Annotated in this window: 23 protein-coding genes and 1 riboswitch; of the genes, 6 read left to right on the forward strand and 17 right to left on the reverse strand. The window is 54.1% G+C overall.

Translation table 11 applies throughout. The features are described from left to right. Nucleotides 1-169 precede the first annotated feature (169 nt). From BN348_RS12475 to BN348_RS12485, 3 genes are all read left to right on the forward strand, one after another. Nucleotides 170-1,222: a CPBP family intramembrane glutamic endopeptidase gene (locus BN348_RS12475; protein WP_197068359.1), complete on the forward strand. Its 1,053-nt coding sequence runs from the start codon at nt 170-172 to the stop codon at nt 1,220-1,222. A 493-nt stretch (nt 1,223-1,715) separates the two neighbouring features. Then, complete coding sequence (gene tadA / locus BN348_RS12480; RefSeq protein WP_082020984.1) at nt 1,716-2,222, forward strand: tRNA adenosine(34) deaminase TadA; 507 nt, start codon at nt 1,716-1,718, stop codon at nt 2,220-2,222. Between the two features lie 1,002 nt (nt 2,223-3,224). Further along, nucleotides 3,225-4,646 (forward strand): NCS2 family permease, encoded by a 1,422-nt coding sequence (locus BN348_RS12485; RefSeq protein ID WP_040198377.1) that lies wholly within the window; start codon nt 3,225-3,227, stop codon nt 4,644-4,646. A 508-nt stretch (nt 4,647-5,154) separates the two neighbouring features. Here the strand turns inward: BN348_RS12485 and BN348_RS12490 are convergent. Beyond that, entirely contained in the window at nt 5,155-5,646 is a 492-nt protein-coding gene (locus BN348_RS12490) for an SLOG family protein (RefSeq protein WP_040198378.1), read from the reverse strand. Between the two features lie 108 nt (nt 5,647-5,754). Between BN348_RS12490 and BN348_RS12495 the strand changes: the two genes are divergently transcribed. Further along, nucleotides 5,755-6,003 (forward strand): helix-turn-helix domain-containing protein, encoded by a 249-nt coding sequence (locus BN348_RS12495; RefSeq protein WP_040198379.1) that lies wholly within the window; start codon nt 5,755-5,757, stop codon nt 6,001-6,003. Nucleotides 6,004-6,057: 54 nt separating this feature from the next. On the opposite strand, the gene rfbB is transcribed toward BN348_RS12495, so the two are convergent. The 15 genes from rfbB to BN348_RS12570 all read right to left on the reverse strand — a co-directional run bounded on the left by rfbB (nt 6,058) and on the right by BN348_RS12570 (nt 21,942). After that, on the reverse strand, nt 6,058-7,173 hold the full coding sequence (gene rfbB, locus BN348_RS12500; RefSeq protein WP_420885264.1) for a dTDP-glucose 4,6-dehydratase: 1,116 nt from the start codon (nt 7,171-7,173) through the stop codon (nt 6,058-6,060). Nucleotides 7,174-7,290: 117 nt separating this feature from the next. Next, a complete protein-coding gene (gene rfbA, locus BN348_RS12505; protein ID WP_040198381.1) occupies nt 7,291-8,169 on the reverse strand; it encodes a glucose-1-phosphate thymidylyltransferase RfbA in 879 nt (292 codons plus the stop codon). A gap of 46 nt (nt 8,170-8,215) precedes the next feature. After that, the gene (locus BN348_RS12510) at nt 8,216-8,557 is read right to left on the reverse strand and encodes an EamA family transporter (protein WP_040198382.1); all 342 of its coding nucleotides are present in this window, start codon (nt 8,555-8,557) and stop codon (nt 8,216-8,218) included. Further along, a complete protein-coding gene (locus BN348_RS12515; RefSeq protein ID WP_052446925.1) occupies nt 8,544-8,912 on the reverse strand; it encodes an EamA family transporter in 369 nt (122 codons plus the stop codon). The genes BN348_RS12510 and BN348_RS12515 overlap by 14 nt, the downstream gene beginning before the upstream one ends. A gap of 232 nt (nt 8,913-9,144) precedes the next feature. Continuing rightward, nucleotides 9,145-10,140, reverse strand: a complete 996-nt coding sequence (locus BN348_RS13385; RefSeq protein ID WP_052446926.1) for an NAD-dependent epimerase/dehydratase family protein — start codon at nt 10,138-10,140, stop codon at nt 9,145-9,147. Next, on the reverse strand, nt 10,137-11,267 hold the full coding sequence (locus BN348_RS12525; RefSeq protein ID WP_040198383.1) for an ATP-grasp domain-containing protein: 1,131 nt from the start codon (nt 11,265-11,267) through the stop codon (nt 10,137-10,139). Before BN348_RS12525 ends, BN348_RS13385 begins: the two co-directional genes overlap by 4 nt. Continuing rightward, nucleotides 11,203-12,201, reverse strand: coding sequence for a glycosyltransferase family 2 protein (locus tag BN348_RS12530; protein WP_052446928.1), 999 nt, complete (start codon nt 12,199-12,201; stop codon nt 11,203-11,205). Before BN348_RS12530 ends, BN348_RS12525 begins: the two co-directional genes overlap by 65 nt. Before the next feature lie 404 nt (nt 12,202-12,605). Beyond that, complete coding sequence (locus BN348_RS12535) at nt 12,606-14,435, reverse strand: hypothetical protein (RefSeq protein WP_040198384.1); 1,830 nt, start codon at nt 14,433-14,435, stop codon at nt 12,606-12,608. 185 nt (nt 14,436-14,620) lie between these two features. Beyond that, a complete protein-coding gene (locus BN348_RS12540; protein ID WP_040198385.1) occupies nt 14,621-16,438 on the reverse strand; it encodes a hypothetical protein in 1,818 nt (605 codons plus the stop codon). A 327-nt stretch (nt 16,439-16,765) separates the two neighbouring features. Continuing rightward, nucleotides 16,766-17,893: a dTDP-4-amino-4,6-dideoxygalactose transaminase gene (gene rffA, locus BN348_RS12545; protein WP_040198386.1), complete on the reverse strand. Its 1,128-nt coding sequence runs from the start codon at nt 17,891-17,893 to the stop codon at nt 16,766-16,768. 351 nt (nt 17,894-18,244) lie between these two features. Next, nucleotides 18,245-18,424 carry a hypothetical protein gene (locus BN348_RS12550; protein ID WP_040198387.1) on the reverse strand — a complete coding sequence of 60 codons (180 nt, stop codon included), beginning with the start codon at nt 18,422-18,424 and terminating at the stop codon, nt 18,245-18,247. Next, a complete protein-coding gene (locus BN348_RS12555; RefSeq protein WP_052446929.1) occupies nt 18,424-18,939 on the reverse strand; it encodes a folate family ECF transporter S component in 516 nt (171 codons plus the stop codon). Before BN348_RS12555 ends, BN348_RS12550 begins: the two co-directional genes overlap by 1 nt. A 273-nt stretch (nt 18,940-19,212) precedes the next feature. Beyond that, on the reverse strand, nt 19,213-19,689 hold the full coding sequence (gene rlmH / locus BN348_RS12560) for a 23S rRNA (pseudouridine(1915)-N(3))-methyltransferase RlmH (RefSeq protein WP_040198388.1): 477 nt from the start codon (nt 19,687-19,689) through the stop codon (nt 19,213-19,215). Continuing rightward, nucleotides 19,686-20,516, reverse strand: a complete 831-nt coding sequence (locus tag BN348_RS12565; RefSeq protein WP_052446930.1) for an MBL fold metallo-hydrolase — start codon at nt 20,514-20,516, stop codon at nt 19,686-19,688. Before BN348_RS12565 ends, rlmH begins: the two co-directional genes overlap by 4 nt. A 142-nt stretch (nt 20,517-20,658) precedes the next feature. Continuing rightward, complete coding sequence (locus tag BN348_RS12570; protein WP_040198389.1) at nt 20,659-21,942, reverse strand: UDP-N-acetylglucosamine 1-carboxyvinyltransferase; 1,284 nt, start codon at nt 21,940-21,942, stop codon at nt 20,659-20,661. Between the two features lie 552 nt (nt 21,943-22,494). Continuing rightward, a riboswitch (Fluoride riboswitch) is annotated at nt 22,495-22,568 on the forward strand. Nucleotides 22,569-22,628: 60 nt separating this feature from the next. Between BN348_RS12570 and BN348_RS12575 the strand changes: the two genes are divergently transcribed. After that, entirely contained in the window at nt 22,629-23,834 is a 1,206-nt protein-coding gene (locus tag BN348_RS12575; RefSeq protein WP_040198390.1) for a cation:proton antiporter domain-containing protein, read from the forward strand. A 747-nt stretch (nt 23,835-24,581) separates the two neighbouring features. Further along, the gene (locus tag BN348_RS12585; RefSeq protein ID WP_040198394.1) at nt 24,582-24,857 is read left to right on the forward strand and encodes a hypothetical protein; all 276 of its coding nucleotides are present in this window, start codon (nt 24,582-24,584) and stop codon (nt 24,855-24,857) included. Nucleotides 24,858-24,939: 82 nt separating this feature from the next. On the opposite strand, the gene BN348_RS12590 is transcribed toward BN348_RS12585, so the two are convergent. After that, on the reverse strand, nt 24,940-25,767 hold the full coding sequence (locus tag BN348_RS12590; RefSeq protein ID WP_040198396.1) for a VanW family protein: 828 nt from the start codon (nt 25,765-25,767) through the stop codon (nt 24,940-24,942). Nucleotides 25,768-26,089: the final 322 nt, after the last annotated feature.

A 26,089-nucleotide genomic window follows, 5' to 3' on the forward strand; every position in this document is an offset into this window, starting at 1 on the left:
ATAAAAAAGATGTGTACGTTATCAAAACAAATCATTTTTTGACAAATGAATATCCAAGGGATAAAATGTCAGGGCGATATCATATTTTGTTAACAAAAAGATGGTGCATTTTGTGCGTTTTTTATGATATAATCCACAAAGAAAACGATGCGGAAAGGGAGGGATGTTTGTGACCGGCTTTAAAGAGAAGACACAGCCGTTTACCGAGCGGCCGGAAAGCTTACAGAACGATTCCTCCAATGTATGCGGCTACGGCTTCACGCCGCCGCCGAAGGATGTCATTGAAAAACGGAATCTGCGGTATACCGGCAACATGATCGGCTTTGTCGTGGTGATCAGCTTCGGGCTGATGCAGATCATGCCGGGGACGCTGCAGGCCATTGCAGGCTCTTTTGTGGAGGGAAGCATCCGGTCGAACGCGTTTGCCGTACAGCTGCTGAACATGTGTTCCTATCTGCTGTGCCTGCTGACGCCGTTCTTATTGTATGCCGTGCTGATGAAATTCCCGCTGCGGACCGGCATCCATTACCGAAAGCCCGATTTCGGCGTGGCGGTTCCGGCCATGCTGATCGGCTTGGGCGTATCGATGGTCGGCACCACCTTTTCATCGATGCTTTCGGGAATTTTTTCATGGTTCCGGCTTGTGCCGATCACGCCGAACTTCTCGACGCCGACCGGCTTTGACGCGAGCACGGTGCTGTACATCATCAACATCGCCATCCTGCCCGCGCTGGTCGAGGAGCTGATCTTCCGCGGCATCATCATGCAGACCCTGCGGAAATTTGGAGACGGTTTCGCGCTGCTGGTGTCGTCGGTGGTGTTTGCGGTGATGCACCGCAACCTTGTGCAGGGGCCGAACGCCTTTTTGATGGGACTGGTCATCGGCTACTTTGTGATGTACACCGGATCGATCTGGACCGGCGTTCTGATGCACTTCATCAACAACGGTTTGACCGTGGCCATCACGCTGCTGATGCTGGTTCTGGACCCGCGCACGGCGACCATTGTGGAAAATGTCATCTATCTGCTGTACATCGTCGCGGGCGTGCTGGCGGCGCTGTATCTGGCGAGACGGTATAAAAATATGTTTACCCTGCGGCGGTCAAAGACCGAGCTTGGGGAAAGGCAGAAGTGCCGGACGCTGTTTTTGACCTTCGGCATGCTGCTCGCCGGCGTGATGACCATTGTGCTGACAGCAGGCTATTTTCAAAGATTATCCTGACACGCCGTTGCAGCCTGGGCCGACAAGTTTGACGGTGGAATGATATCATAAAGGGATGCGCCCGCAGAGATGTGCTTGGATTTGGTCTGCTGATCTGTTAAACAGTGCTGCGGCCTGTGCGCACAGGCACGGTTTGGACTGCCGGCGGTAAACCGGAGAAATGTCCGCCCAGACCGCGGGATGCGCGCACAGCAGTACGATTGGTTTATTACGTCGTGGGTCTCTTTTTTTATCTATACAGCGGCATCGGTAAACACAGAAATCGTTGTTTTCCGCGTGTCGAAGTGGGCAGCGTTGCGCCGACGGCGGCTGCCGGATCGCAAGGGTCTGTCCTTAGCCGCTCCGCTGCGGTGGGAAATGACGAGGATCATAGCGTTGACGTTTTTTTGTATGGACAGGAAAGATGCTGTCGTTGCGTCAAGAAAGACTGCAGATGCGGTTGAATTTCAGATCCGTACAGCATTTTCGGAAGAACAGGAAAGGGTGAACAGGGATCGAACAGGATCAGCTCTTTATGAAGCTTGCCATAGAGGAAGCAAAGAAAGCGTATGCCATCGGGGAAGTGCCCATCGGCGCGGTGGTTGTCCGGGACGGCGCGGTCGTCTCAGCCGGGTATAACCGGCGCGAAACCGACAAAAACGCACTGTACCACGCGGAGATACTCGCAATTGACGAAGCCTGCCAGAAGCTGGGCGGATGGCGGCTGCACCAGTGCGATCTGTATGTCACGCTGGAACCCTGCCCAATGTGTGCCGGCGCGATGATAGGCGCCCGGATCAAGCGGGTAATCTTCGGTGCGTATGATCCCAAGGGCGGCGCCTGCGGCTCGGTGACCGGGCTGTTTGAACTGCCGTTCAACCATAAGCCCGAACTGATTGGCGGGGTGCTTGAGGAAGAATGCGCCTCTCTGCTGACCTCCTTTTTCAAGGAACTGCGCAGTCGATTGGACGAAAGAAAAAAAGAGAAGCAAGCTTGGTCGGCATCGCCCGCTGCGGACTGAACTGTCATGGCTGACTTGTCCGTCAGGTGGACATCCTGTATGGCAGCGAGATGAAGCAGCGGACTGGATAAAGCATTGGGGATTCCCGGATAAGTGTTTATATTCAAGAATATGAATATTCGTGCACAACAGTTTGCTGGAACGAGGGATTGTACGCTGTGTGTCCTGCTTGGTTTTTGCATCCCCTCACATGTCTTTTCTGAAAGGCAGTAAACCGTTTCGTCTGCTGCAAAATCAATGTGATAAATAAACATAAAGACACCTGGGATAAATCTAATAGATTTATCCCAGGTGTCTTTATGTTGGAAACCACTGGACATGCCTGCGGCCCTTGTCAGCATTGAGCTAAAAGAATGACAATTATAATAGTTTATTGCGTCTGACAGTAAATCCATACATAACTGCTTTAGCAGCAGTAAATGCAATACGGTCTGGCAAACAGATTCCGTGTCGGTTTCCCTGTAAGCAAACAGATAAGCGGTAAATTCCACCGATTCATCAGGATTTGGTGGAGAAAGAGGGCTTTTAAAGGTTATACAACCTGTAGAATGTTGAAAACCCAGTGGAAAGTGTTTAAAACTGATGTGAAAAGTGCGGAAAAACAAGCTTTTTACGCTGATTTTCTTCGTTGAATTCATCTGTGTTGAAAAAAAGCGATAAACGTTGATCATCGCGTAAAAGGTAAATATATGAATTTGCCGTGGAAGATTATGAAATCCAGCATGAAGTTTGTGAAGCGATCCTTCAAGCATCCGCGCCGAAAAATCGATGAATATCGACCGGATATTTGTGCAAAAGGAACTTCTTTTGTCCGATTTTCATAATAACGCTTGCATTTTGGGCAAATCTTTAATATACTATCCTTAGGTTGTCCCAGGACAACACAAATGAACGATTCATGTACGAAAATGACCGCAATGATATCCGGAAGGCACAGGATTTATACTGGATGTCATAACGGCCCTTTTGGTATGTGAAAAAATTTTTGAGAGGGGTTTTAGGATGTTGGATCGTTTCTTCAAGCTGAAAGAAAACGGCACAAATGTCAGGACAGAGATTGTCGCAGGACTTACCACCTTCTTTACGATGTCCTACATCATCTTTGTCAATCCGACCATGCTGTCCGCAACCGGAATGAGTTGGGGCGGCGTATTTGTTTCGACCATACTGGCGGCGGTAGTCGGAACACTGATCATGGGACTCTATGCAAACATCCCGTATGCGCAGGCATCGGGAATGGGACTCAATGCGTTCTTTACCTTTACGGTCTGTTTTGGACTGGGCTTTTCCTGGCAGCAGGCTTTGGCGCTGGTCATCATCTGCGGTGTATTGAATATCATCGTGACGGTGACAAAGGTCAGAAAGCAGTTGATTCTGGCCATTCCAAAATCCCTGCAGAAGGCCATTGGCGGTGGTATCGGCCTGTTCATCGCCTATATCGGCATCAAAAACGCGCATTTCATCGACTTTACAACCGATCCGCAGAATGTTGTCGCCACACTGGAGGACGGCACGGTCGTCTCGAACAGCGGCATTGTCCCGGCGCTTTCGAACTTTACCGAGGCGATTGCGGTTGTCGCGGCCCTCGGCCTGGCCATCACGATTATCCTGATGGTGTTGAAGGTCAAGGGCGCGATTTTGATCGGCATCATCGCGACCACCATTGTTGCGATTCCGTTCGGACTCGTTACAATGCCGGAAAAGATCTTCGACATCAGCTCGGTCGCGGCGATTCAGGACACGGCGTTCCAGGCGTTTACGCCGGAGGGCTTCGGTTCGCTGTTCAACAACATTGAAAAGGTTCCGCTGGTCATTCTGACGGTCTTTATCTTCAGTTTGAGCGATATGTTCGATACGATCGGCACCTTTATCGGCACCGGCAGAAAATCCGGCATCTTCTCCGAAGAGGAAGAGAAGAAGCTGATGGATGGCAAGGGCCTTAAATCGAGAATTGAAAAGGGACTGCTGGCGGACTCCATCGCTACGATGACCGGCGGTATTCTGGGAACCTCGAACGTCACCACCTATGTCGAAAGCTCCGCGGGCATCGGCGTGGGCGGACGCACCGGTCTGACCGCCGTGGTTGTGGCGATCCTGTTCCTGCTGTGTCTGCCGTTTGCTCCGCTGTTCGGCATGGTGCCGGCGGCGGCGACCGCACCGGCGCTGATTGTCGTCGGCATTTTGATGATGAGCTCGATCAAGGATATTGACTGGCACGATTTCAGTGTCGCGGCGCCGGCCTTCCTGACCGTGGCCATGATGCCGTTTGCTTATTCCATCTCCTATGGTCTGGGCATCGGCTTCATCTTCTACTGCATCATCAAGCTGTTCACCGGCAAGGCCAAGGAGCTGCATCCGATCTTTATCGGCGCGACGGCGCTGTTCCTGATCAACTTTATCATCATGGGTGTTATGAATCTGTAGAATCGGTTTCGTTCATAAAAAAAGTGGTGCTGTCCCGGTTTTGGGACAGCACCACTTTTGCTATAGGAATTTTGTTATGACTACGTATTCTCTGTGACACAGCGGTTTTACGCTGTTTGCCAAGTGTCACTTGGCTGGGTGGGTTGCTCCGCTGTGACACAGCGGCTTTACTGTGTTTGCCAAGACACCTTGGCTGTGTGGTCGTTACTTCTTTGCCGGCCAAAGAAGTAACCAAGAAAGGCCGTTCAAGGGGGCCATGCAGTGTGCCGCTTAGGGCCAGATGGCCCCCTTGAAAATCCCCTCTGATATTCCATTGTCTGCTTCGGCCGCCTGCGGGCGGCGTTTTGCTTTTGGCTGAGTGGTTGGGCACAGCTAGCAGCGGACACTTCTCTGGTTACAGGTTTCTTTCATGGTACCCCAATACCTTGGCTGGGACGGATGTTGACCTTTACATTCTATATTCTTTCTCCTTTCAAAATTGGAAGCATTTTAACAATCTTTGCGTTCATTAATTTACACCACTTTCTTCTATCAAAAAAAGGTTGATAACATGTACTCCTTTCGACTTTGCATATCGAACAGTATAAGCTGTCCCTCCCATATCGCGCCGCAAGTAACAGATACAATGCCCGCTGTGGTCTACCAGATACCGATTTCGCTGATGCATACAGCCCCTGTAATATTGATCTGCCAGATAGACCACCTTATCCGCTCGAGAAAGAATTGCATCATAGATTTGCTTATCCTTCTGATTCCACCTTTGGGTTTGGTCACGACACGGCAAGACTAAAATCAGTCGAATCTGTGGGTGTCTCTCTCTCATTTTTAAAACAACCTGAGCCGCAATGGTATCGAATCCCTGTGCCCCACCAGCACCAAAATAGCATACACCTTCACATATTAGTTTTTCCACCTCATATTCAAGCAGCCTTACTATGCCAGCCGTGTCTCCCTCTGAAATATCACGATGCCCTGTAAAACAACAAGTTTGTTCTTTCATATATTCACGCCTCCATATTTGGTAATACTAAAATTAATTCTATTATATTTGGTATTGCCAAATTTGAAAAGACCTTTTTATCTTAAAATATAGAAAAGGGGGCGTAATATGAACACTAGAAAGCTGGCGTTAGGCGACCGAAACAGAATAGGTGCCCGGGTCACTTTAATGCGTAAAAAAAGAGATATGAAACAGGTTGAGTTGCTGGCCAAGCTACAGACCGCAGGAATTGACATCAGCATTCCGGCTCTTTCGCTTCTGGAAGGTCAAAAGCGTCCGGTATCTGATTTTGAACTCTGCGCATTGGCAGATATTTTTCAGGTTTCAGCCGATTGGCTGTTAGGCCGTAAAACTTAAAAAACACCGATTGAAGTTTTCTTCAAATCGGTGTTTTTTTATATAGCATTTATTTCAACTGGCGCTTTCGCCGTACATCTGCCGGTAATATTCTTCATATGCGCCGCTGACGATATGTGCCAGCCAATCTTCATGTTCCAAATACCAGCGGATGGTTCGTTCCATCCCCTCTTCAAATGGAACCAGCGGCTTCCATCCAAGCTCCCGCTCGATCTTGGACGCATCGATCGCATAGCGGCGGTCGTGGCCCTTGCGGTCGGCGACATGGGTGATCAGTGCTTCGCTGACCGATGGGTCGTGCAGGCGTCGCACCGTCTCGATGATGGTTTTTACAATCTGCAGGTTTGTCCGTTCATTGCGTCCGCCGATGTTGTAGACCTCCCCGGCCCGACCGTCTAAGAGTACCCGTTCGATGGCGCGGCAGTGATCCTCCGCATACAGCCAGTCGCGCACCTGCAAGCCGTCGCCGTAGACCGGGAGCGGCTTTTTGCGCAGGCAGTTTGTGAACATCAGCGGGATCAGCTTTTCCGGGAACTGGTACGGGCCGTAGTTGTTCGAACACCGTGTGATGCAGACCGGAAGCCCGTGTGTGTCATGATAGGCTTTGACCACCATGTCCGCGCCCGCTTTTGACGCGGCATACGGGCTGTGCGGGTCAAGCGGGCTCCGCTCGGTGAACACGCCGGTTTTCCCAAGCGAGCCGTAAACCTCATCGGTCGAAACCTGCAGGAATTTTACATCCGCCCGATAGCCGCCGTCCAGCTTCCAGGCATTCATGGCGGCGTCCAGCAGGCTCAGCGTGCCGCCGATGTTGGTCTGCACAAAGGCGCCGGCGTCCCGGATGGAGCGGTCGACATGGCTTTCCGCCGCAAAATGCACGACCAGATCGATCTGCTTCTCCGCAAACAGGCTTTGCAGCAGCGTCCGGTCGCAGACATCCCCCAGCACAAATCGATAGCGCGGATCGTTCTCCACCCCGCGCAGGTTCTCCAGATTGCCGGCATAGGTCAGCTTGTCCAGATTGGTTATGCATAGGTTATCATATTCCCTCATCAGGTACAGGATGAAATTCGAACCGATGAAGCCGGCTCCGCCGGTCACCAGCAGATGCTTGCCTGACAGGTTCATGCGCTTCCTCCTTTCGGTCGCTGAGATATCGTTATCTGCCATATGAAAAAATCCTGAAGACCGTTTGTTTCATAGGATGGCAGTCTTCTTGGCTTTCCCCAATCTTCGATTGGGGAAAATCGCTGCAGTCCTGATACTTCCTGTCATTGAAAAAAGCCGTCACTGGGGACGTTCCTCCTGCAGCAGGCGCAGCAGATACCGGCCGTAATCGGTCATCTCCAGCCGTTTTCCGGCCTCATACAGCTCTTTGTCGCCGATGAAGCCCCTGCGCCACGCGATTTCCTCGAGACACGCGATGTACAGCCCCAGCTTGGACTGCACCGCTTCCACAAAACAGCCCGCCTGCAGCATCGTCTGCGGCGTGCCGGTGTCCAGCCAGATCATGCCGCGGCCCATCTTGGCGACCTGCAGCCTGCCCTGCTGCCGATATGTCTCGTTGATGGCGGTGATCTCCAATTCGCCGCGCGGGGACGGCCGCACCTGTTTGGCGAGCTTGACGACATCGTTTTGATAAAAATACAGCCCCGGCACAGCATACCGGGAACGGGGCTTCTGCGGCTTCTCTTCCAGCGACCGGACCTCGCCGTTCAGGTCGATTTCAACTACGCCGAAGTGGGATGGGTCCGCAACCGGGCAGCCGAAGATGGTTGCTCCGCGGCATTCCCGGATCGCCTTCGCAAGCATCGAGGAAAGTCCCTGTCCGTAAAACAGGTTGTCCCCCAGCACCAGGCAGACGTCGTCCCCCCCGATGAAGCTTTCCCCGAGGATAAACGCATCCGCCAGCCCGCGCGGCGTTTCCTGCACCTGATATTCCATACGGATTCCCAGCCTGCTCCCATCGCCGAACAGCCGCTGGTACGACGGCAGGTCCTCGGGGGTTGAGATGATCAGGATCTCCCTGATCCCGGCCAGCAACAGAACGGACAAAGGATAGTAGATCAGCGGTTTGTCATAGATCGGCAGAAGCTGCTTGGAGACCGAGACGGTCAATGGATACAGCCTCGTTCCCCTTCCTCCTGCAAGTACAATTCCTTTCATGCTTGGACATCCTTCCCGAATGATGTTGCGTCCTATACCTTGACTGTCAATAAAGACAAAAGATCACAAGCCCGATCAGAATCAACGCGTTTCCGATCAGCTTTTTTCTGGTCGGCTTCTCCTTTAAGAAGACCGCCGACAGGATCAGAATCCAGATAAACCCAGTCGCCTGCAGCGCGGGCACAAACTTGAGCTCCATGTGCTTGAGCGCCAGCACGTTGATCAGGTTGGCAATCACAAAGACGCCATAGCTGGAGATGACCCGAACATTCAAAAACTTCTTTAAAAAGCTGCGCGGCTTTTTGTTGGCGGAGGTTTTGAGGATCAGGTTGGCGACAGCTGAAATGAACTCCGCGAAGAGGTAACCGATATAACTAATGACGTTCATACTGCGACACCACCACTCCGGTCAAAATGACGACCGATCCTATAATCTGGCTCGGATGAATCTGTTCCCCGAAAAACACCACCGACCAGACCAGGATCAGCACAAAGGACAGCCCCTTGCGCAGATAGGCCGAGGACAGCGGCAGCCGTTCCAGCAGCAGCTGCCAGAGAATCGAGTAGATGCCGTAGATAGCCAGCTGTACGCCGTAGAAAAAGATAAATCCCCAAGACATGAACTCATATCGGGAAGCAAGCTTCGCCGCGACCGACACAAAGCTGGTCAGAAACACCGAGCCGTACAGCAGCACATATGCCCACAGATTCGATTTTTTCTGTTTGCTGATGGGATCTTCCATCCTTTCACTCCTTTAGCACAGGCCGTTTTGTCCCTGGACGGCCCGCACTGTATGATGCTTTCAAATATGTTCATATGGACTGCGAAACATCGTATGACACTGCAATCCATTTGTTTTCTGTTATGTTGATGTTTCCGTAACGGCCTGTTTTCTGTGGTGTTGATTGTTCCGAAACATCCTGATTCATGTGGTATTGATGGTTCCCGAAACATCGTTCCAAGTCCCTTATTGTTTAAACGGCATCCGGTCCTTCCCCTCGATCTTCCAGGCAATCCTTCATATCCTGCAGCGCGGATTCCAGATCATAGGAAGCTGAGAAGCCCAGTTCCCGGCATGCTTTGGATATATCCAGCTCTACGATCAGTTCATCGTCCGGCCGGTCTGACAGATACATGATCTTCGAATCGCTGTGCGCCACGGCCTTGGCCGCTTGAGCAAGCTCCCGACAGGAAACCGACCGCGCCGCGCCGATGTTGTAGACGCCGCTGTGTTCCGTCTTCTGATAAGCTGTCATAACCGCGCGCACGGCATCCTTTACATAGATGTAATTCCGCTTTCCCGCACCGGTTCCATAGAGCGTGAGCGGCTCCCCATCCATTGCGCGGCGCAGGAATACGCCGGGTGCGGATGAAAGCAGGTCGCCTGCGCCGAAAACCTGCGCCAACCGCAGGCTTTTGACCGCCATGTCATAGTGGTCGCGGTAGTATGCGCCCGTCTGTTCCATTTGGAGCTTGGACAGCCCATAGAAGTTCAGCGGATGACACGCCCTGTTTTCCCGAAACGGCCGCTCGTCGCGCATGCTGTAGACGCAGCGCGAGGACAGCAACACAACATTCCGGATATGTTTCTTCCGGCAGGCTTCCAGCAGATTTTCCGTGACTGCATGGTTTTCACGGTAAACTTCCGGTGTCTGTTCTGTCTGAGAGTCGACCTTCCTGGCCGCGAGATGGATCACGCCTTCACAGCTGTCCAGCGCCTGCATCAGGCTTTCGACGGTATAGTCGGTCTGTCTCCAGCACACATGGGGATGCCCATGCATCCGGCACAGCTTTTCCAAGGTCCGGTATGCCGACTGTTCCTTTTCCGGCGCAGCTTCATCCGCCGCAAACCCGGGATATCCTTCCGGCGGCAATGGTTTCCGTGTCAGGCAGACAAAGGCTTCCTCTCCGCCGTACTGCTCCAGCAGGCTTTGACCCAGAAAACCGGATGCCCCGGTCAACGCAATCATTCGTTTTCTCCTGGATGCACCGGTTCTATCACATAGCCGCATTTCTCCATAAAGCCGTTCAGCGGCCGCACCGTATCCCCGGTTTCATAATACCATTCGAGGTATTCGGCACCGCTTACGTCATAACGCGCGCGGTCAAACACACGCCCCGGCTGTTCACACAGAAAACGCAGCCGGTATGCGTCAAAGGCAGGACGCGGCTGAAACGACGAACATGCTCCATCCAACAGATGCAGGAAGGAGGTCTCCAGCAGGTCCACGCCGCAGCAATGCCGGATCAATCGCCACAGATGGCAGCCGTCCAGCCGCGGCGTCACCTCAATCAAATAGGGCTGTTCCCGTACCCGGTCGAGCTTGATCTGAAGGTAGGCCGGCCCGTCGTTGATCTTCAGCTTTGCGCAGACCCGCTCCGCCAGATCCCGCACCCTCTGTTCACCTGCTTTTGACAGCCCGTGCGGCAGCAGGTGCTCCTTGATAATCCCGCCCGGATATTCCCCAAATACGCCGCGCGCGGAGATCAGAAGAAAAACGGTTCTGCCATCCTGCCGGTAGACGTTGACCGAAACCTCCGGTCCGTCGACGAGCTGTTCCAGAATCACCGTTCCCGACGCGGAAAAGCTCCGCGATCGCGCAAACTGCGCTTCGATCTCCTCGCGGCTGCGCACCGTACAGACACCGCGCTGTCCCTGGGAATCCACCGGCTTCATGATGCCGGGGAACGCATCGAAGAACAGCGCGTCGTCCAGGCTTCGGGCCTTCTTATATGGGAGGTTCCCTTCAAAATCCGGCCCCAGAAAGCGGCGGAACTTCTCCTTGTTCTGGCAGATGCGCGCCGTTTCCGAGGAAATAAAGCGCGGAAGGCTCAAACGCTCACTGACCGCGGCGGCGGTCGGCATCGCAAGATCGGAGCCGACCGAATAGACCGCGTCCGCACCGATGGCGGACGCATAGGCCGAAACGTTTTCCACATCCCTGATGTCGATCCGCCGAAAGCCGTCGAGCAGCGGGATGCCGCGGTCGGCGTCGGTATAGCTGCATCCGTATACCGTAAAGCCATGCTGCTTACAGAATCGGATCGCGTCGATCTGCGCGTTTCCCGCGCCAAGTATCAATATCCGCTTGATCATCTTTTCCTCCCTTTCCCGCAAGGTTGCAGGTTTCCCGCACGACATACTGCGGGCTTTGGTTCACCGACAGGAACATCCTGCCGACATATTCGCCGATAAGCCCCAGAAAGATGAGCAGGACTCCGCTTAAAAAGAACATGCCCGCCAACACAGGCGCCACGGAACCGACAGGGTTTCCAAGCAAAGCCAGCACCATCAGCACGATGCCCCAAATCCCGCCAAGCGCCAGGAACAGCGTACCGAGCATCGCCGACAGCCGCAGCGGAACGACCGAAAAGCTCGTGCAGCTTGACCAGAGCTTGACAAGCTTGCCGAAGGTATAGTTCGATCGGCCGGCCGCGCGCTCAAAATGCTCGATCGGGACATTCGCGATGTTCGATGTCGTCCGCAGAAACAGCCCCTGCAGGTTCGTATACGGATATTCGTACCGGATCACCTCGTCGCGCACAAACCGACGGCAGACCCAGAAGCTTGAAATGAGAAGCTCCTTTGGTTTCCCGATCAGCCTGCGCACTGTGTAATGGTTGAACCGGCTGCCGATGCGCTGCATCGGCGTGTGCTTTTTGTCCGTATAGCAGCCGTAGACCACATCATAGCCCTCGCCGAGCTTGGCGAACAGCTTGGGAAGCTGGGACGGATGGGTCTGCAGGTCGTCGTCCATCCCGACAAAGATGTCTCCCGACGCGTAGCGCAGCCCGGCCATCAACGCGTTGTGCTGCCCGAAATTACGCGACAGGTCAACGACCCGCACAAAATCGTAGCGGCGCGCAAGCTGCTTCAGTATCAGGATTGTTCCATCCTGCGAGCCGTCGTTCACCAATATGAATTCATACTGGCAGTTCACAAACGTGTCCATCTGCCGGCAGGTCTGTGTAACCACCTTCTCGATCGTGTCCTGTGAATTGTAACACGGGATCACAAATGAAACCAACATACCAATCCTCTTCTTCCTCATCAGCTTTCGGCCTTCCCCAAGCCGGATATCTCCCATTCTTCTGTTAAACCGCCGCCAAAATCATAGACAGCTCCCTGTAAAAACGCGCACATTGCATCCACTCGTCCGAACGCACCTCCGGGCCGTCCGGCCGAATCGTCTGTCTGGGATATCCTGGCCGCTTGAGCAGGACAGGTTAAACCGTTCATCTGACGCGCACGTTCGGGTCCTTAGCCAAACTGTCTGACCGGGATATCCGAAATGCCCGGACAGCTTGGCCGGAATGAGTCATAGCCGCATGTCCGATGCGCACATTCAGCGCGCCCCGCCGAATCGTCTGTCGAAACGCGCACCGAGCCGTCTGTCCGGGATGTGCGGGCCGCCTATTCAGATATCCCGGCTGTTTAAGATGCCGGCGTATCCTCCATCGGCTTGATGACCTGCGCCACCTTATAGACAAACAGCTGCTTGTCATAGATGTCGTCCACCTTGACCAGCGTCAGCTCCTCGCCGTACTTCTCGCGCATATAGTCGCGCAGCGCCGTCGGATACTTGGTATCGATATAATAGACATTGCGGTGGTTGATCAGTCCCTCCGTCAATCCCTGGATGCCGTAACGATCCAGCTTCTCATAGTACATCGGGGATTTGACCGACCAGCCGCCGATCGCGCTGGAGTTTTTAAACACCGTCTCGTCATCCGAAAAGACGTAGCCGATCGCGCCGCCGAATTTTGACACGCTGTAAAAATAGAAATTCTCCGGATGCGCCTGGCAGTACGCGTTCATCGTAAAGACCGCTTCGCTGTTTTTGATCTTGTTTTCCGCGATGGTCTCGAGCGTATAGTAATTGGCCACCACCAGCATCACGGCCGTGACAGCAGCCGTCACGCGCATGGCGATGCCGGCAAGCGCGCGCGTATTCTTCTTTCCCTCTGCCGCTTCTCCCGCGATATTGGGCAGCTTGTCGGGAATGTAGCGCAGAAACAGCGATACAAACAGATTGAGCAGCAGCATGCCGAACAGCAGCACCATCGACTCGATCAGACGCAGCACCATCCTGCCGCCGAAGATGAGCCATGCGATCTCCAGAAACACCGCCGCAATTGCCGCCGTTCCCAGCGCAAAGATGCTGCGCTCGCCCTTCACAAAGGCGAACGCCAGCGTCGCCAGCGAAAAAATCAGCAGGATGATGGACGGCACCGGCAGATAGCTTTTGAAGAACCAGCCCGGCGTTTCAAGCAGCGCATCGGCGATGCGGCTTCCAAACGGCTCCTTCTGCACCATCTCATCCTGATAATCGCTGATCATCCGGAAGGTGTCGGCATTGATGACCGGGTCGACGTCAAAATACCCGCCGATCATCATGCGGTACTGGTACTCGTCCACGGCCAGCGCGTCATACAGGCCCCTGTTCTCCTCATAATCCGGGAAGCCGTAGTAATCCTGCACATCGCTGCGCGCCTGGTTGAACTCCGCATAGACGCGGTAGTCGTCCGAATTGGTCATGGCAAGGTCGATGCCGAGCGTGCCCGCGTAGACGAATGCCGCCACCCACACAAAGGCCAGCACCCGCTTGAAGAGCCGGCGCTTCAGCAGAAACCGCACCACAAGAATCAGCACGGTCACCGGCAGGATCATCAGGTAGACCTTCTGCCGCACACAGACAGCCAGAAAGCTCAGGAACCCGAACAGCACCAGGTTCGGCACGACATGGGAGAGCGGGCGTTCGGTGTCGAGCGTCAGCGGGATCAGCGCCGCCGCTGCCGAAAGCGCCGCCGCCGTTGTGGTGAACTGCGGCGACTTGACGCAGCTGAGAAAGACCGTACAGAAGAAGAACAGGTATAGCATAAGCACAAGGGTGTAGTGCCGCCAGGTCCGGCACCGCTCAAGCAGCTTGTAGAGCAGCACGGTCAGCGACAGGCCGACGCAGAACAGCAGGAACACGCCATACCAGGAGACTGCCGGGAACCAGGTATACAGGCCCGAAAGCAGCCATCCGACCGGAATCTGCATAAAGACCAGATACGGGGAAGGCGCGCCGGAATAGGAGCCGGAAGCAAAGCTTCTGATGGCCGTATCGTCATTGGTGGCAAGGTAGGTGTCCCCTGCCAGATATACCGCCGCGATCAGCGCAAAATTGATGAGCACCGACAGCACGCACAGCCACACCCGCCGGCGTTTTTCATACGCGCGGTGCATCTCCATAAACGTCTTCTCCCAGTTATGCTGCATCCGACCGCCTCCTTTTCTCTTTATCAGGTCATGCTTTTCCTGTCCGATGCTTCCGGGGCATCCTGTCCGGCATGACCCGTCCAAATCTTTTCTAATATCAATTTCTATTGATATGAATCGTCAAATTTATTCCAATTCCATAGCAGTACAGTGCTTGTACCATCTGACGGAACAGTCATTGTCCGTCATACCTGCGTTTGATAGACCTTGTAGACCATGACTTTTCCGCCGGCTATGGAGCCGGCCTTCAGCAGTTCATGGCCCTCGTACCGCTGGCTGATGTACTTGATCAGGACGGTCGGCCGGGTGGTTGCCAAATAATAGACATTGCCGTTCTCGACCAGCCCCTGCGTCATCGTTTCAAAGCCCCGCGCACGGATCTTCTGTCGATACTGCGGCGAGCGCAGCAGCCAGGAGCCCGCCGATTCCATATTCTTATAGCGCGTCTCATCGTCGTCGAACACCGGTTCTGTCAGGGTGATGAAGTCGTCCGCATCGAGGTAGTAGAAATTGTCCGGATTTTTGCGGCAGAACGCGCGGGTTTCCAGCAAGAGCTCCCCGCGGCTTTGATAGCTCGCCGCCGACTTCTGATAGGCCTGATACGCCCCCGCCGTCAGCGTAAGGAGCAGCGCCGCCGAGCAGATACCCGCCGTCAGGATGCTGCACACCCGCGTCAGCCGGCTTCGCTTCATGGTCGCAAACCCTTCCGCCTGCGTCTTTGCGGCCGACACAAGCGCGCGAAGACGCCCCAGGGAAGCCGGCAGCATGCACAGGGTCATCGACGCCAGCACAACCAGCATCGATTCCGGGATGCGTGAAACCATCCGCCCCTGAAACAGCAGGAAACAGACCTCAAAAAGCAGCAGCAGGACGCCCCCGCAGATCAGGATGATGGGTTCGTGCCTGCGCCCGGCGAGCGCCGCGAGCAGCAGCGCAAATAGCAGCGTCAGCAGCAGCATGGACTGCGGCAGCAGGATGTTGGAATTGACAAAGCTTTCAAAGGTATCCGACACCGCATTGCACACCCGCCGGATGAACGGGGTTTCCCGCTCGATCTCGCGCATATAGTCCGCCAGCTGTGTGAGCGTCTCGGTTGTGACGCGCTCATCCAGCTCATAGTACCGGGAGCGGATGCTCTGGGCAAGCGTCTTGTCCAGGCCGATCGATTCATAGAATTCCTCATGGCCGGTCCAGATTGGGATGTCATAATAATCGTACACCTGCGAACGCGCGGTGTTGAATTCCTGATACGCACGGGATTCGTCGGTCTGAACCGCCTGCTCCAGCCACATCACGCCGCCGTAAACCAGCACGAGCGACAGCGTAAGGCTGAGCGTGCGCTTCCAGAGCCTGCCGCAGCCGAGCTGCCGCACAAACAGGATCAATAGCAGCAGCGGCACAAACATCAAAAAGGTCTTCTCCCTCACGCAGACGCTTCCGAAGCACAGAAGCGCGAACAGCAGCAGCTCCGCTGCAAACCATCCGGGCCGCTTCGGCGTCCTCGGCATGGTGAGCAGCAGCGCCGCGGCCCCCGCTGCCAGGAAAGCGGCGCTGGTGGTAAACTGCGGCGCGGCGATGTGCCGCTGAATGATCACCCAGAACGCCAGCAGGTAGACGAGATAGACCACACCGAGCTGCTTTACACTCGCGCACTGCCGGCTGGCCCGGTACAGCGTCACGATACAGGGCAGCAGGATGCAGGCATAGAGGAACAGCCCATACCAGGAGACCGAGGGAAAATATGTATAAAGGCCCGACAGCAGCAGGCCGACCGGATATTTCATGAAAACCAGATACGGCGTCGGCTCCCCAAGATAGGCGCCGGATGCCAGATCCCGCATGCGGTAGTCGTCATTCTGCGCGAAGTGGCAGGTACGGGTCCCGCAGACATACAAAAAGCCGAGCAGGTTGACCAGCACAGCCAGCAGGAACAGCAGCAGCGCCTGATGCCGGTGATAAAACGCGCCGATCCGCCGTGAGAAATGTCCGTCTGTCGCTGTCATGTCCGCATCCCTCCTTTTTGTTCCGACCGTATGTATGGCCATGAGAATGTAAAGGCTCCGATACTGTTTCAGGAAATCCGTTTGTATCTGCCCGGTCCCGCATTTTCCAGCAGGGCTTGGCCTCCCCAACCCCATTCAAGCGCGCGTCGCCCGCATATCTTCTTTGTTTGAAAGCCATCCGTCATCCAGCTGGACTTGTCCTGATTCTTTACGGACAGCATCCTGTCTTCCATGGACAAAGGCCACCGCCGCTTTGAGATCAATCATAACGTTTTGACAGCATATCGGTACGATATGGAATCCTGCTGACCGAAGCAAACGCTGTTCCTACAGGCATTCGGTCACGCTTTGGATGACCTGTGCGGTCTCTTTTTCCCGCATGCCGCAGTACAGCGGCAGACGCAAAAGCCTTTCCGCACAGTCCTCGGTGACCGGCAGCGTTCCCGGCCGGCAGCCGAGCGACAGCCCCTGCGGCGATGTGTGCAGCGCGACATAGTGGAAGCATGCCTGGACGCCTCTTCGCCTCAGGTCTTCTATCAGCCTGTCCCGCACCTTCCGGTTCTCCAGCAGCAGGTAATACAGATGCGCGTTGTGTCCGACATCGTCGGGGATAAACGGCCTGCGCGCCTTTCCGGCTTTTTCAAGCTGCTGAAAGCCCTCATGGTAGGCGTTCCACACCCGCATGCGGCTCTCCATGATCTCATCGAAGCGTTCAAGCTGGCCGCACAGCGTCGCCGCCAGCACATCGGACGGCAGATATGAGGAACCGGGCTGCTGCCAGGTATATTTATCGACCTCGCCGCGTACAAAACGGCTGCGGTCGGTGCCCTTCTCCCGGATGATCTCCGCTTCCCGCAAGCTCTCGGAGCGGTTGAGGATCAGCGCGCCACCCTCGCCCATCGTGTAATTCTTCGTCTCATGGAAGCTGAAGCAGCCATAGTCCCCGATGCTGCCGGCCGACCGGTTTTTATAATGCGAGCCGACTGCCTGCGCCGCGTCCTCCACAACCGGAAGCGCATGTCTGCGGGCAATGTCCATGACCGTATCCATTTCACAGGGAACGCCCGCATAGTGCACGACATAAACCGCCCGCGTTCTCCCTGTGATCAATTCCTCCAGCTTCGACGCGTCCAGGTTCATCGTCCGCGGGTCGATATCCGCAAAGACTGGAACCGCGCCGCACTGCAGCACCGCGTTGGCGGTGGACACAAAGGTGTAGGAGGGCAGGATGACCTCATCGCCCGGCTGCAGCTTCAAAAGCCGCGCGCTCATCTCCAGCGCATGGGTGCAGGAGGTCGTCAGCAGCATGGGGCTTGCAATGCCGGTTACCCGGCGCAGCAGACGCACCGCTTTTCTGGTGAACGGGCCGTCCCCGCTCAAATTCCCGGCAGACAGCGCTTCCGCTACATACCGTCTTTCCAGCGCGGTGACGCTGGGCCTGTTGAATGGTATCATCCTGCCGCTTCCTCCCCTGCGCGTGTCCGGCTGCGTTTCGGTCAGAAAAAAAACGCGCCCTCACCATAGTCATTTTCCGTGGTGGGAGCTTTCGTCATTGATTGTCATCCTATATGCAGTTTCACAGCAAAAACCCAGCCGGGATTTTTCGCGCTTATTCACTATTCCTTTATATTTTATAACAATCCCTGTGAAAAATCAATAGAAACCTGTCAGGTTTTAAGATTGTATACAAAACCTTTCACAATCTTTCACATCGAAAATCGGCCGTTCCATTTGACAGAAAAACAGGCAATATGCGGGATCTTGGAAATATCCTAAGATCCCGCATATTGCCTGTTAAAAAAAGCTTTATACGGCAGCCATGCCTTGAGGCTGTCCGCTGAAATCCATTCTGTCCGCATACCCAACCGCCTGACGGGCTGCATCGCCGCGCTTCATGTCACAGCCCTGCAGCCGCATACCGCAGGCCGTCTCGCGGCCCCACGACCATCCCTGGATGCGTTTTTCGGATGACCTGTCCGCCGGCATCAATGAGAGATGCGCTTCAGCGCCCGCTTGACGCCGCGAAGCACCCAGTACAGCAGAAACGCCGCGCATGGGATGTACACCAGGCGAATCGGCAGCTTCAGCCCGATGACCGCCAGATATCCCTGTCCATAAAGCAGATATGCCCACAGCGGGTTCAGGATCAGATCGATGCCGACGGTGACCAGCAGAACAGTCAGCAGAATCCGCACAAAGCTGAGCTCCTTTTTATGCAGCATCATGCCGTAGACGCCGCCCTTGATCAGTGCCGAGATGGTCCAGCCGATGAAATAAGGCTGTCCGGCCGAATTGATCACCATGCCAAGCAGGTCCGAAACGACGCCGGAAACCGCGCCCCAGACCGGGCCGAGCAGGAAGCCGCACAGTCCCTGCGGCAGAAAGGTCAGGCTGACCCGTTCCACATTCATGATCGTCACCGAAAAGAACCGTGTGAAGACAATCTCCAGCGCCACGAACAGGGATGCCAGCACCAGATTTCTGACATAGTTTTTTTTCATCATAAAACTCCTTCATGAATGGATGGCGCCTTTGCTCTTCCATCCTTTTTAAAAGACGGCGGCCGGATCGAACACCTCCAAAACCACACATCGTTTCAGTCTGTATATGAAACGGTGCGCATCCTGGATGCTTTTTGCCCCCGCTCTAACCTTTTTGACCGGGCCTGTCACACTTGCCCCATATGCCGAACAAAGCCGCTTTGGCGGGAATCACTAACAGGACCCGTTTCCGTTCTCCGGCCCATCTGCCGCATGGAAGCAAGCCCTGTATGTTCATTTATGATATTTTCCGCCGCGCGAAATCTGAAAGGCGCGGTAAATCTGTTCGAGCAGAATCACCCGCGCAAGCTGATGCGGAAAGGTCATCCGGGACATGGAAAGCTTCAAATCGGCCCGTTTTACCACGTCATCCGACAAACCGTGCGAGGAACCGATGGCAAATACAAAGCTGCTTGTCCCGGCCGTCTGCAGGCTGTCCAGCCGATGCGCGAGCTCCTCGGAAGAAAGCTGTTTTCCGTCGATGCACATGCACACGACATAGTCTCCGGGACGGATTTTGGAGAGCATCTGCACGCCTTCCTTCTGAAGCCCCTTCTCAATCAGGCTTTCCGAGGGATTCTCCGGCAGGCGGTATTCGTCCAGCTCGGTCACGCCGATCCTGTCAAAGCCGCCGATGCGCTTCTCATACTCCGCCGACGCAGCTCTCAGATAGCTTTCCTTGAGCTTTCCAACACACAAAATCCGGATCATACGACCAGCCCCTGTCCGGTCAGGACACGTTCGGGTTCGCCCAGAACAAACTGCCGGCCGGCAAAGCTGCGCGGCGCGATATGTAACGAATAATCCCTGCCCTCACGCATCTCCCGGCCTTCCAGATAGCTGACCGCCGATTGAAACGCCAAATCCGGCAGGTTGTTCTCCTTACTCAGATGCGCCAGGATGAACTGCGTACAGCCGCTGCCAATCAGCCTTTCAAGCTCCAATGCGCAGTCGTCGTTTGAGAGATGCCCGCGCGCGCTCATGATCCGCCGTTTCAGCATGTACGGATAAGGGCCGCATTCCAGCATCCGCTGGTCGTAATTGGATTCCAGCACCACCAGGCCGCAGCCGCACAGCGCCGCGTGCACCTCGTCGGTCACCCGCCCGAGGTCGGTCGCGATGCCGATCTCCCGCCCATTGTCTGTCGAGATGCGGAAGCCGACGCTGCCGACGCTGTCGTGCGAGGTTTTGAACGGATGAAGCCGCATTGTGGAGAGGTCCAGCACGTCTTCCAGAATATGTACCGGCGTGTCGCCGAAGATGTGGTCCTTGCTGAGCAGGTACCGCGCGACCGGCTCGGTGGCAAAGACCGGGATGCCGAACTTCTTGGTGATGATCCTGAGCCCCTTGATGTGGTCCGAATGCTCGTGTGTCACAAAGATGCCGCTGAGCTCGGCGATTTCAACATCGACCTGGCGCAGCGCCTCGGTGATGCATTTACAGCTCATGCCCGCGTCGATCAGCAGCTTCTCCCCGCCGTGCTCGACCAGCAGGCAGTTTCCGCTGCTGCCGCTGTAAAACGGAATTACCCGTGTCATCGTTTGATCGTTCCTCCCCGCTTCCTCAGAAAATCGCTTGAAAAAACAGACAGAACCTGAAAAACTCCAGATTCTGTTGTACCGCGTTGTTTACTTGTATGTGCGGACGCACCGCATCCGCGCTGGCCTGCCCTTTGACGGGTTAAAGCGCCTGTGCGAGCTGGCTGTCCGGAATTTCAATCTTGCGGATATCCGCGCCCAGCTGCGTGAACTTGCCGACGATGTCGTCATAGCCGCGCTCAATGTGGTTGATATCCTCAATTTCGGTTGTCCCGTCCGCCGCAAGGCCCGCAATGATCAGCGCGGCGCCCGCGCGCAGGTCGGTCGCCTTGACCGGCGCGCCAGTCAGCTTCTCAACGCCCTCGACGACGGCGACCTTGCCGTCGACCGAGACGCTTGCGCCCATCCGGCGCAGCTCGTCGACATAACGGAACCGGTTGTCCCATACCCCTTCGGTCACAATGCTCGTGCCCTCGGCCAGCGACAGCAGCACCGTCATCTGCGGCTGCATGTCGGTCGGGAAGCCGGGATGCGGCATCGTCTTGAGGCTGCTCTTCTGCGGCCGCTTGACGCCCGCCACACGGATCGCATCGTCAAATTCCTCCACCTCGACGCCGCATTTGATCAGCTTTGCCGTGATGGATTCGAGATGCTTCGGGATGACGTTCTTGACCAGCACATCCCCGCGGGTAGCCGCCGCCGCGACCATATAGGTGCCCGCCTCGATCTGGTCCGGGATGATCGAATAGTCCGCGCCGTGCATATGGTCGACGCCGCGGATTTTAATGACATCGGTGCCCGCGCCGCGGACATCCGCGCCCATGGAGTTCAGGAAATTCGCAAGGTCCACAATATGCGGCTCCTTAGCCGCGTTTTCAATGACCGTCAGGCCCTTCGCCTTGACCGCCGCCAGCATGATGTTCATCGTCGCGCCGACCGAGACCACGTCAAAATAGATCTGGTTGCCGACCAGCTCGTCGGCATACACATCAATCATGCCGTGCTCCAAATTCACCCGCGCGCCGATCGATTCGAACGCCTTGATGTGCTGGTCAATCGGTCGGACGCCGAAATCACAGCCGCCGGGCATCGAAACGGAAGCCCTGCTGAATCTGCCCAGCAGAGCGCCGATGAAATAATAGGACGCGCGCATATATTTGGTCAGCTCATACGGTACGACCGGCTGCCGGATAAACCGGGAATCGATGCGGACCGTCGACTTGTTGAGCACCTCAATTTTGGCGCCCATTTCGTGTAATATCTTAAACAGAACGAATACATCGCTGATATTCGGTATATTTTCAAGAACACATACATCTTCTGACAGGATAACGGCCGGAATGATTGCAACCGCGGCATTTTTGGCGCCGCTGACTACAACTTCACCCTCTAACTTTCTACCACCATGAATGATAAACTTCTCCAACACCGTTTCTCTCCTTCAACCATGTTTCTAACATTCTTATTATATCACTTACCCTACCAAATTAAAAGTGAATTTTTCCGAATGCCAATCATTTTCGTTATTTTTTTGAAATTTGTGCAATTTACATATATGATCAATCGTTTTTCTGTGAGAGGTACCCATTTTATGGACGATAAAGACGGTATTTCACTGATTTACTGGATCTTTACAGAATCAGGCATCCCACACGGTGATTTTTCACTCTATAACCAAAAATATTATAAACGATGACTGCTTCCCCCCTGTAAACAAGATATGAACTTTCAGAATTCGACAAAATTTTGTCTGCGCTGTTTATGGATATTTGCATCCGCATGCGATTAGTTTTGGGTGTTTTAAACGCATCTATACAATCCATTTTTGATATTCTTTTCTGCCAAAACCATGTTCAAAATGAAAGAAAAAAAATGTTTTTCAAACAAAAAGCGTCTTCGGGAAAATCAAATATCCCAGCCCGCCGAACGTTTAAAAAATTTATTTTCTTGACATCCGTCCCTGATGTATGGTAAAATGATGCGCAAAGGGAATGAAGTTCTCCCCTGGATCCATCCTAAACCGCTTTTTAAGCTGATGACTTCTGTGATTTTATTGCAAATCGCAGACGCATCAGCTTTTTTGTGCGCTGCGAGGGAAAAGGAGCGAATGCTATGCTGCTGTCACTGGCGCTTGTATTTTTGTGCGGAATGGCTTTGGGAACCATCTTCCAAAAGCTGAAGCTGCCCAGCCTCTTAGGGATGCTGCTGACTGGAATCCTGCTCGGCCCCTATGTGCTGAACCTGCTGGATCCGTCCATTTTAAACATCTCCACAGATTTAAGGCAGATCGCCCTGATCATCATCCTCACCCGCGCCGGACTCAACCTTGACATCAGGGATCTGAAGCGAGTCGGGCGCCCTGCCATACTCCTGTGCTTCGTCCCGGCCTGTTTTGAAATCGCGGGCATGCTGATCTTCGCGCCCATCTTCTTCGGCGTCACACTTTTGGAAGCCGCCGTTATGGGCACGGTCGTCGCGGCTGTCTCGCCTGCGGTCGTCGTTCCGAAAATGCTGAAGCTGATGGAGAGCGGCTACGGCAAAAACAAAAGCATCCCGCAGATGATCATGGCGGGTGCCTCTGTGGACGATGTGTTCGTCATTGTGCTGTTCACCGCCTTTACCGGCCTTGCAAAGGACGGCCAGCTCTCACCGATCCGCTTTTTAACGATCCCGACCTCGATCCTGTTCGGTTTGATCGGCGGTATCCTGGCCGGGCTGCTGCTCTATTTGCTCTTTTCAAAAGCACATATCCGAGACAGCGGAAAGGTCGTGATCATCCTGTCCGTATCGTTTTTGCTGGTCACGGTTGAGCATACGCTGACGGGCGCAGTCGGCTTTTCGGGGCTACTGGCGGTTATGGCGCTGGGCGCCGCCCTGCAGCAAAAGAATTATCCGGTCTCCAAGCGGCTTGCCAACAAATTCTCCAAGCTGTGGGTCGGCGCGGAAGTGCTGCTGTTTGTCCTGGTCGGCGCTACCGTCAATATCAGCTATGCGTTAAAGGCCGGAGCGATGGCCATTCTGCTGATTTTCTGCGTGCTGGCTTTCCGTTTGGCCGGTGTGTTCGTATCCCTGATCAGAACCCCGCTCAACAAAAAGGAGCGCGTTTTTTCGGCGCTGGCGTATATGCCGAAGGCGACGGTGCAGGCCGCCATCGGAGGGCTGCCGCTCGCAATGGGATTGGCCTGCGGCGAAACAGTCCTCACCGTTGCGGTGCTGTCCATCCTGATCACGGCGCCCTTAGGGGCGGCGCTTGTGGACGCAACGTATCAAAAGCTGCTGATCAAGGCCGGGACGGAAGGCGGCAAAGAGGACACCTGATCTTCCCGCAGCGGCTGCTGTTGGAAGATAACACTTTCTTCCATCGAAAAAACGCCCTGGCAAGAGTTCGGACGAATTCCTGCCAGGGCGTTTGTTGTAACATTTACATATTTTACTTTGTGCTATTGATTTATCGACGTCGCTAAGTTATAATATTAGCGACCCCTATAAGTGAGGTGATATTTTTGGGGAATAAAAAGATGGGCCGTCCTACTGACAATCCAAAGGATATCTCTCTTAAAGTCCGGCTTGACCATGATACCGCCGAAAAACTGGAAACATGTATTGAACAAACAAAGGTATCAAAGGCTGAAATTGTGAGAAGAGGAATCCACAGGATTTATGACGACCTCGACAGAAATCAATAGGATAAAGCTTGACATTTGGGTTCCGATAATATATAATTATTATGGGTCCCGAAAGTGAGGTGAACTTGTGCCCGAAAAAAAGAAGTTGGGGCGCCCTACCGATAGTCCCAAAAGACACGAGATAAAAGTAAGACTTGACGATCAATCCCTGCAAAAATTAGACGAATACTGCAGGATGAAAGGCGTCACCCGTGTACAGGGAATCCGGGACGGCATTGATGCCCTGAATCATTAAAGAAAGCGGCGCAATCCCACCAAGATAGCCACCGCTTTCCACACGCCGACCACCGCCAAAGACGATGACCGCGTAAATATTATAACATGCGCGGGACGAACTTTCAAGGTGCTCGGCAGACATTCGAGAAAGGAATCGTTTACGATGAGCAACAAAGAAAAATTCGACTTTATGACCGAACAGATGCGGGACAACGCCGTCAGAAAATTTCAGGCAACCAAACAATATCACCTGCTTCAGGACAAGCTAGACCAGATGCATCAGGACTGTGAAGGGATGCTGACTAAGGGACAGCAGGAATTTGCATATGAGTGCTTCACACTGCTGTCCGCCGTCCATGGCCAGCAGGAGCTTTATGTGTACAGGCAGGGCCTGCGGGACGGCATCCGGATGCTCAAACGCTTGGGCATGCTTGTCTGACGGCAGCTGCATCGTCTCTCTCCTCTATTGAAAAAAGCAATTGCCAAGGCCGGTATCTATCGCGATAGATACCGGCCTTTTATCATTCAGGCTTCGCCGTCTGCTCCGATAAAAACGGCGAATACATCATGATAGCCGCGTTTTTGATCAGCAGCTTTTCTTCTATCATCTGTCCCTGGAGGTCAAATTTCTGCTGATAGATTTCGTTATGCCTGCTGTATCCGCCCCAATATTCGCCCTTCATCTCGTGATTCCTCTCGACCACCTTATATGTATACCGCGGCCGGGCGGATACCCGCCATTCCCCTTCGAGGTACTGTTCCCCCACCGTTATGATGAGCTGATAGTCGTCCTCCGTGTCGTTGCGGAGCATCAGATCGCCGTGCGGATAAAAACAGGTCGCGCCGCTTCCAAAGGGCTGCGTCCGGTTCGAGTCGGGAAATACATCATATCCGTGCCGGTGGCGTTCTATGACGGTCAGCGGGGTGTGCATCGTCATCCAGAAGATCAGGTTGGACAGCTGACACAGCCCGCCGCCTGTCCCCGCGTGAAAGGAGCCTCCCTGCAGGATCAGCCCATCCAGATAGCCCCTGCGTTTTGTCGGCTTCCCGATCAGCTTCCAGTAGCTGAAGACCTCCCCCGGATGCAGGATGATCCCATTCAGCTTCTTCGCCGCAATCTTCAGGTTGGTGATCTTATTGTACTGCAGCCGCATATCGACATCCTTCAATTTCCTGAGAAGCAGCGTCTGATGGGAAAAACAGAGGAAGGGCAGCTTCTCATCTGTCAGGGAGGAAGCAAACATCCGATTCATCCGTATCCACAAAAAACGCCGCATCAGCCCGTAATAAGCCATGCCGGCCTTCTGCCTGAACGCGGAACGCCGGATCGGCTTTTCTATCGATGACATGTGTTTTCCTCCCTTCTGATCTCTTAGAAAGATGCTTGATGCATCCGTTTCCCCGTTTTGATAATCAAACAGATTCATCCCATCTTTTCCGGGATCAACCATCTGAGCCTTGTAAAAAAGCGATATCCGTACACATTTACAGATATCGCTTTGGATAACGTATCAACTGCCCTCTGCAAATGCATCGGGATTCTATTCGTTTGGCACCTCAAACGCCCTGTTTATCGGGGCTTTGTCTTGTTTTTGTATCTGATATGCCGCTCACTATTTACTGCACAAAACTTTTCAAGTCAATCATAACACATATTCTGTACATTTTCTA

Origin of the sequence: Candidatus Soleaferrea massiliensis AP7, from assembly GCF_000820765.1 — a bacterium.
Classification (GTDB): Bacteria; Bacillota; Clostridia; order Oscillospirales; family Ruminococcaceae; genus Soleaferrea; species Soleaferrea massiliensis.

Excerpts from the sequence above, each read along its gene's own strand:
- BN348_RS12485 (WP_040198377.1), top strand. The coding sequence starts at position 3,225 with ATGTTGGATCGTTTCTTCAAGCTGAAAGAAAACGGCACAAATGTCAGG.
- BN348_RS12490 (WP_040198378.1), bottom strand. The coding sequence starts at position 5,646 with ATGAAAGAACAAACTTGTTGTTTTACAGGGCATCGTGATATTTCAGAG.
- BN348_RS12495 (WP_040198379.1), top strand. The coding sequence starts at position 5,755 with ATGAACACTAGAAAGCTGGCGTTAGGCGACCGAAACAGAATAGGTGCC.
- rfbB (WP_420885264.1), bottom strand. The coding sequence starts at position 7,173 with ATGGCAGATAACGATATCTCAGCGACCGAAAGGAGGAAGCGCATGAAC.
- rfbA (WP_040198381.1), bottom strand. The coding sequence starts at position 8,169 with ATGAAAGGAATTGTACTTGCAGGAGGAAGGGGAACGAGGCTGTATCCA.
- BN348_RS12510 (WP_040198382.1), bottom strand. The coding sequence starts at position 8,557 with ATGAACGTCATTAGTTATATCGGTTACCTCTTCGCGGAGTTCATTTCA.
- BN348_RS12515 (WP_052446925.1), bottom strand. The coding sequence starts at position 8,912 with ATGGAAGATCCCATCAGCAAACAGAAAAAATCGAATCTGTGGGCATAT.
- BN348_RS13385 (WP_052446926.1), bottom strand. The coding sequence starts at position 10,140 with ATGATTGCGTTGACCGGGGCATCCGGTTTTCTGGGTCAAAGCCTGCTG.
- BN348_RS12525 (WP_040198383.1), bottom strand. The coding sequence starts at position 11,267 with ATGATCAAGCGGATATTGATACTTGGCGCGGGAAACGCGCAGATCGAC.
- BN348_RS12530 (WP_052446928.1), bottom strand. The coding sequence starts at position 12,201 with ATGTTGGTTTCATTTGTGATCCCGTGTTACAATTCACAGGACACGATC.
- BN348_RS12535 (WP_040198384.1), bottom strand. The coding sequence starts at position 14,435 with ATGCAGCATAACTGGGAGAAGACGTTTATGGAGATGCACCGCGCGTAT.
- BN348_RS12540 (WP_040198385.1), bottom strand. The coding sequence starts at position 16,438 with ATGACAGCGACAGACGGACATTTCTCACGGCGGATCGGCGCGTTTTAT.
- rffA (WP_040198386.1), bottom strand. The coding sequence starts at position 17,893 with ATGATACCATTCAACAGGCCCAGCGTCACCGCGCTGGAAAGACGGTAT.
- BN348_RS12550 (WP_040198387.1), bottom strand. The coding sequence starts at position 18,424 with ATGCCGGCGGACAGGTCATCCGAAAAACGCATCCAGGGATGGTCGTGG.
- BN348_RS12555 (WP_052446929.1), bottom strand. The coding sequence starts at position 18,939 with ATGAAAAAAAACTATGTCAGAAATCTGGTGCTGGCATCCCTGTTCGTG.
- rlmH (WP_040198388.1), bottom strand. The coding sequence starts at position 19,689 with ATGATCCGGATTTTGTGTGTTGGAAAGCTCAAGGAAAGCTATCTGAGA.
- BN348_RS12565 (WP_052446930.1), bottom strand. The coding sequence starts at position 20,516 with ATGACACGGGTAATTCCGTTTTACAGCGGCAGCAGCGGAAACTGCCTG.
- BN348_RS12575 (WP_040198390.1), top strand. The coding sequence starts at position 22,629 with ATGCTGCTGTCACTGGCGCTTGTATTTTTGTGCGGAATGGCTTTGGGA.
- BN348_RS12585 (WP_040198394.1), top strand. The coding sequence starts at position 24,582 with ATGAGCAACAAAGAAAAATTCGACTTTATGACCGAACAGATGCGGGAC.
- BN348_RS12590 (WP_040198396.1), bottom strand. The coding sequence starts at position 25,767 with ATGTCATCGATAGAAAAGCCGATCCGGCGTTCCGCGTTCAGGCAGAAG.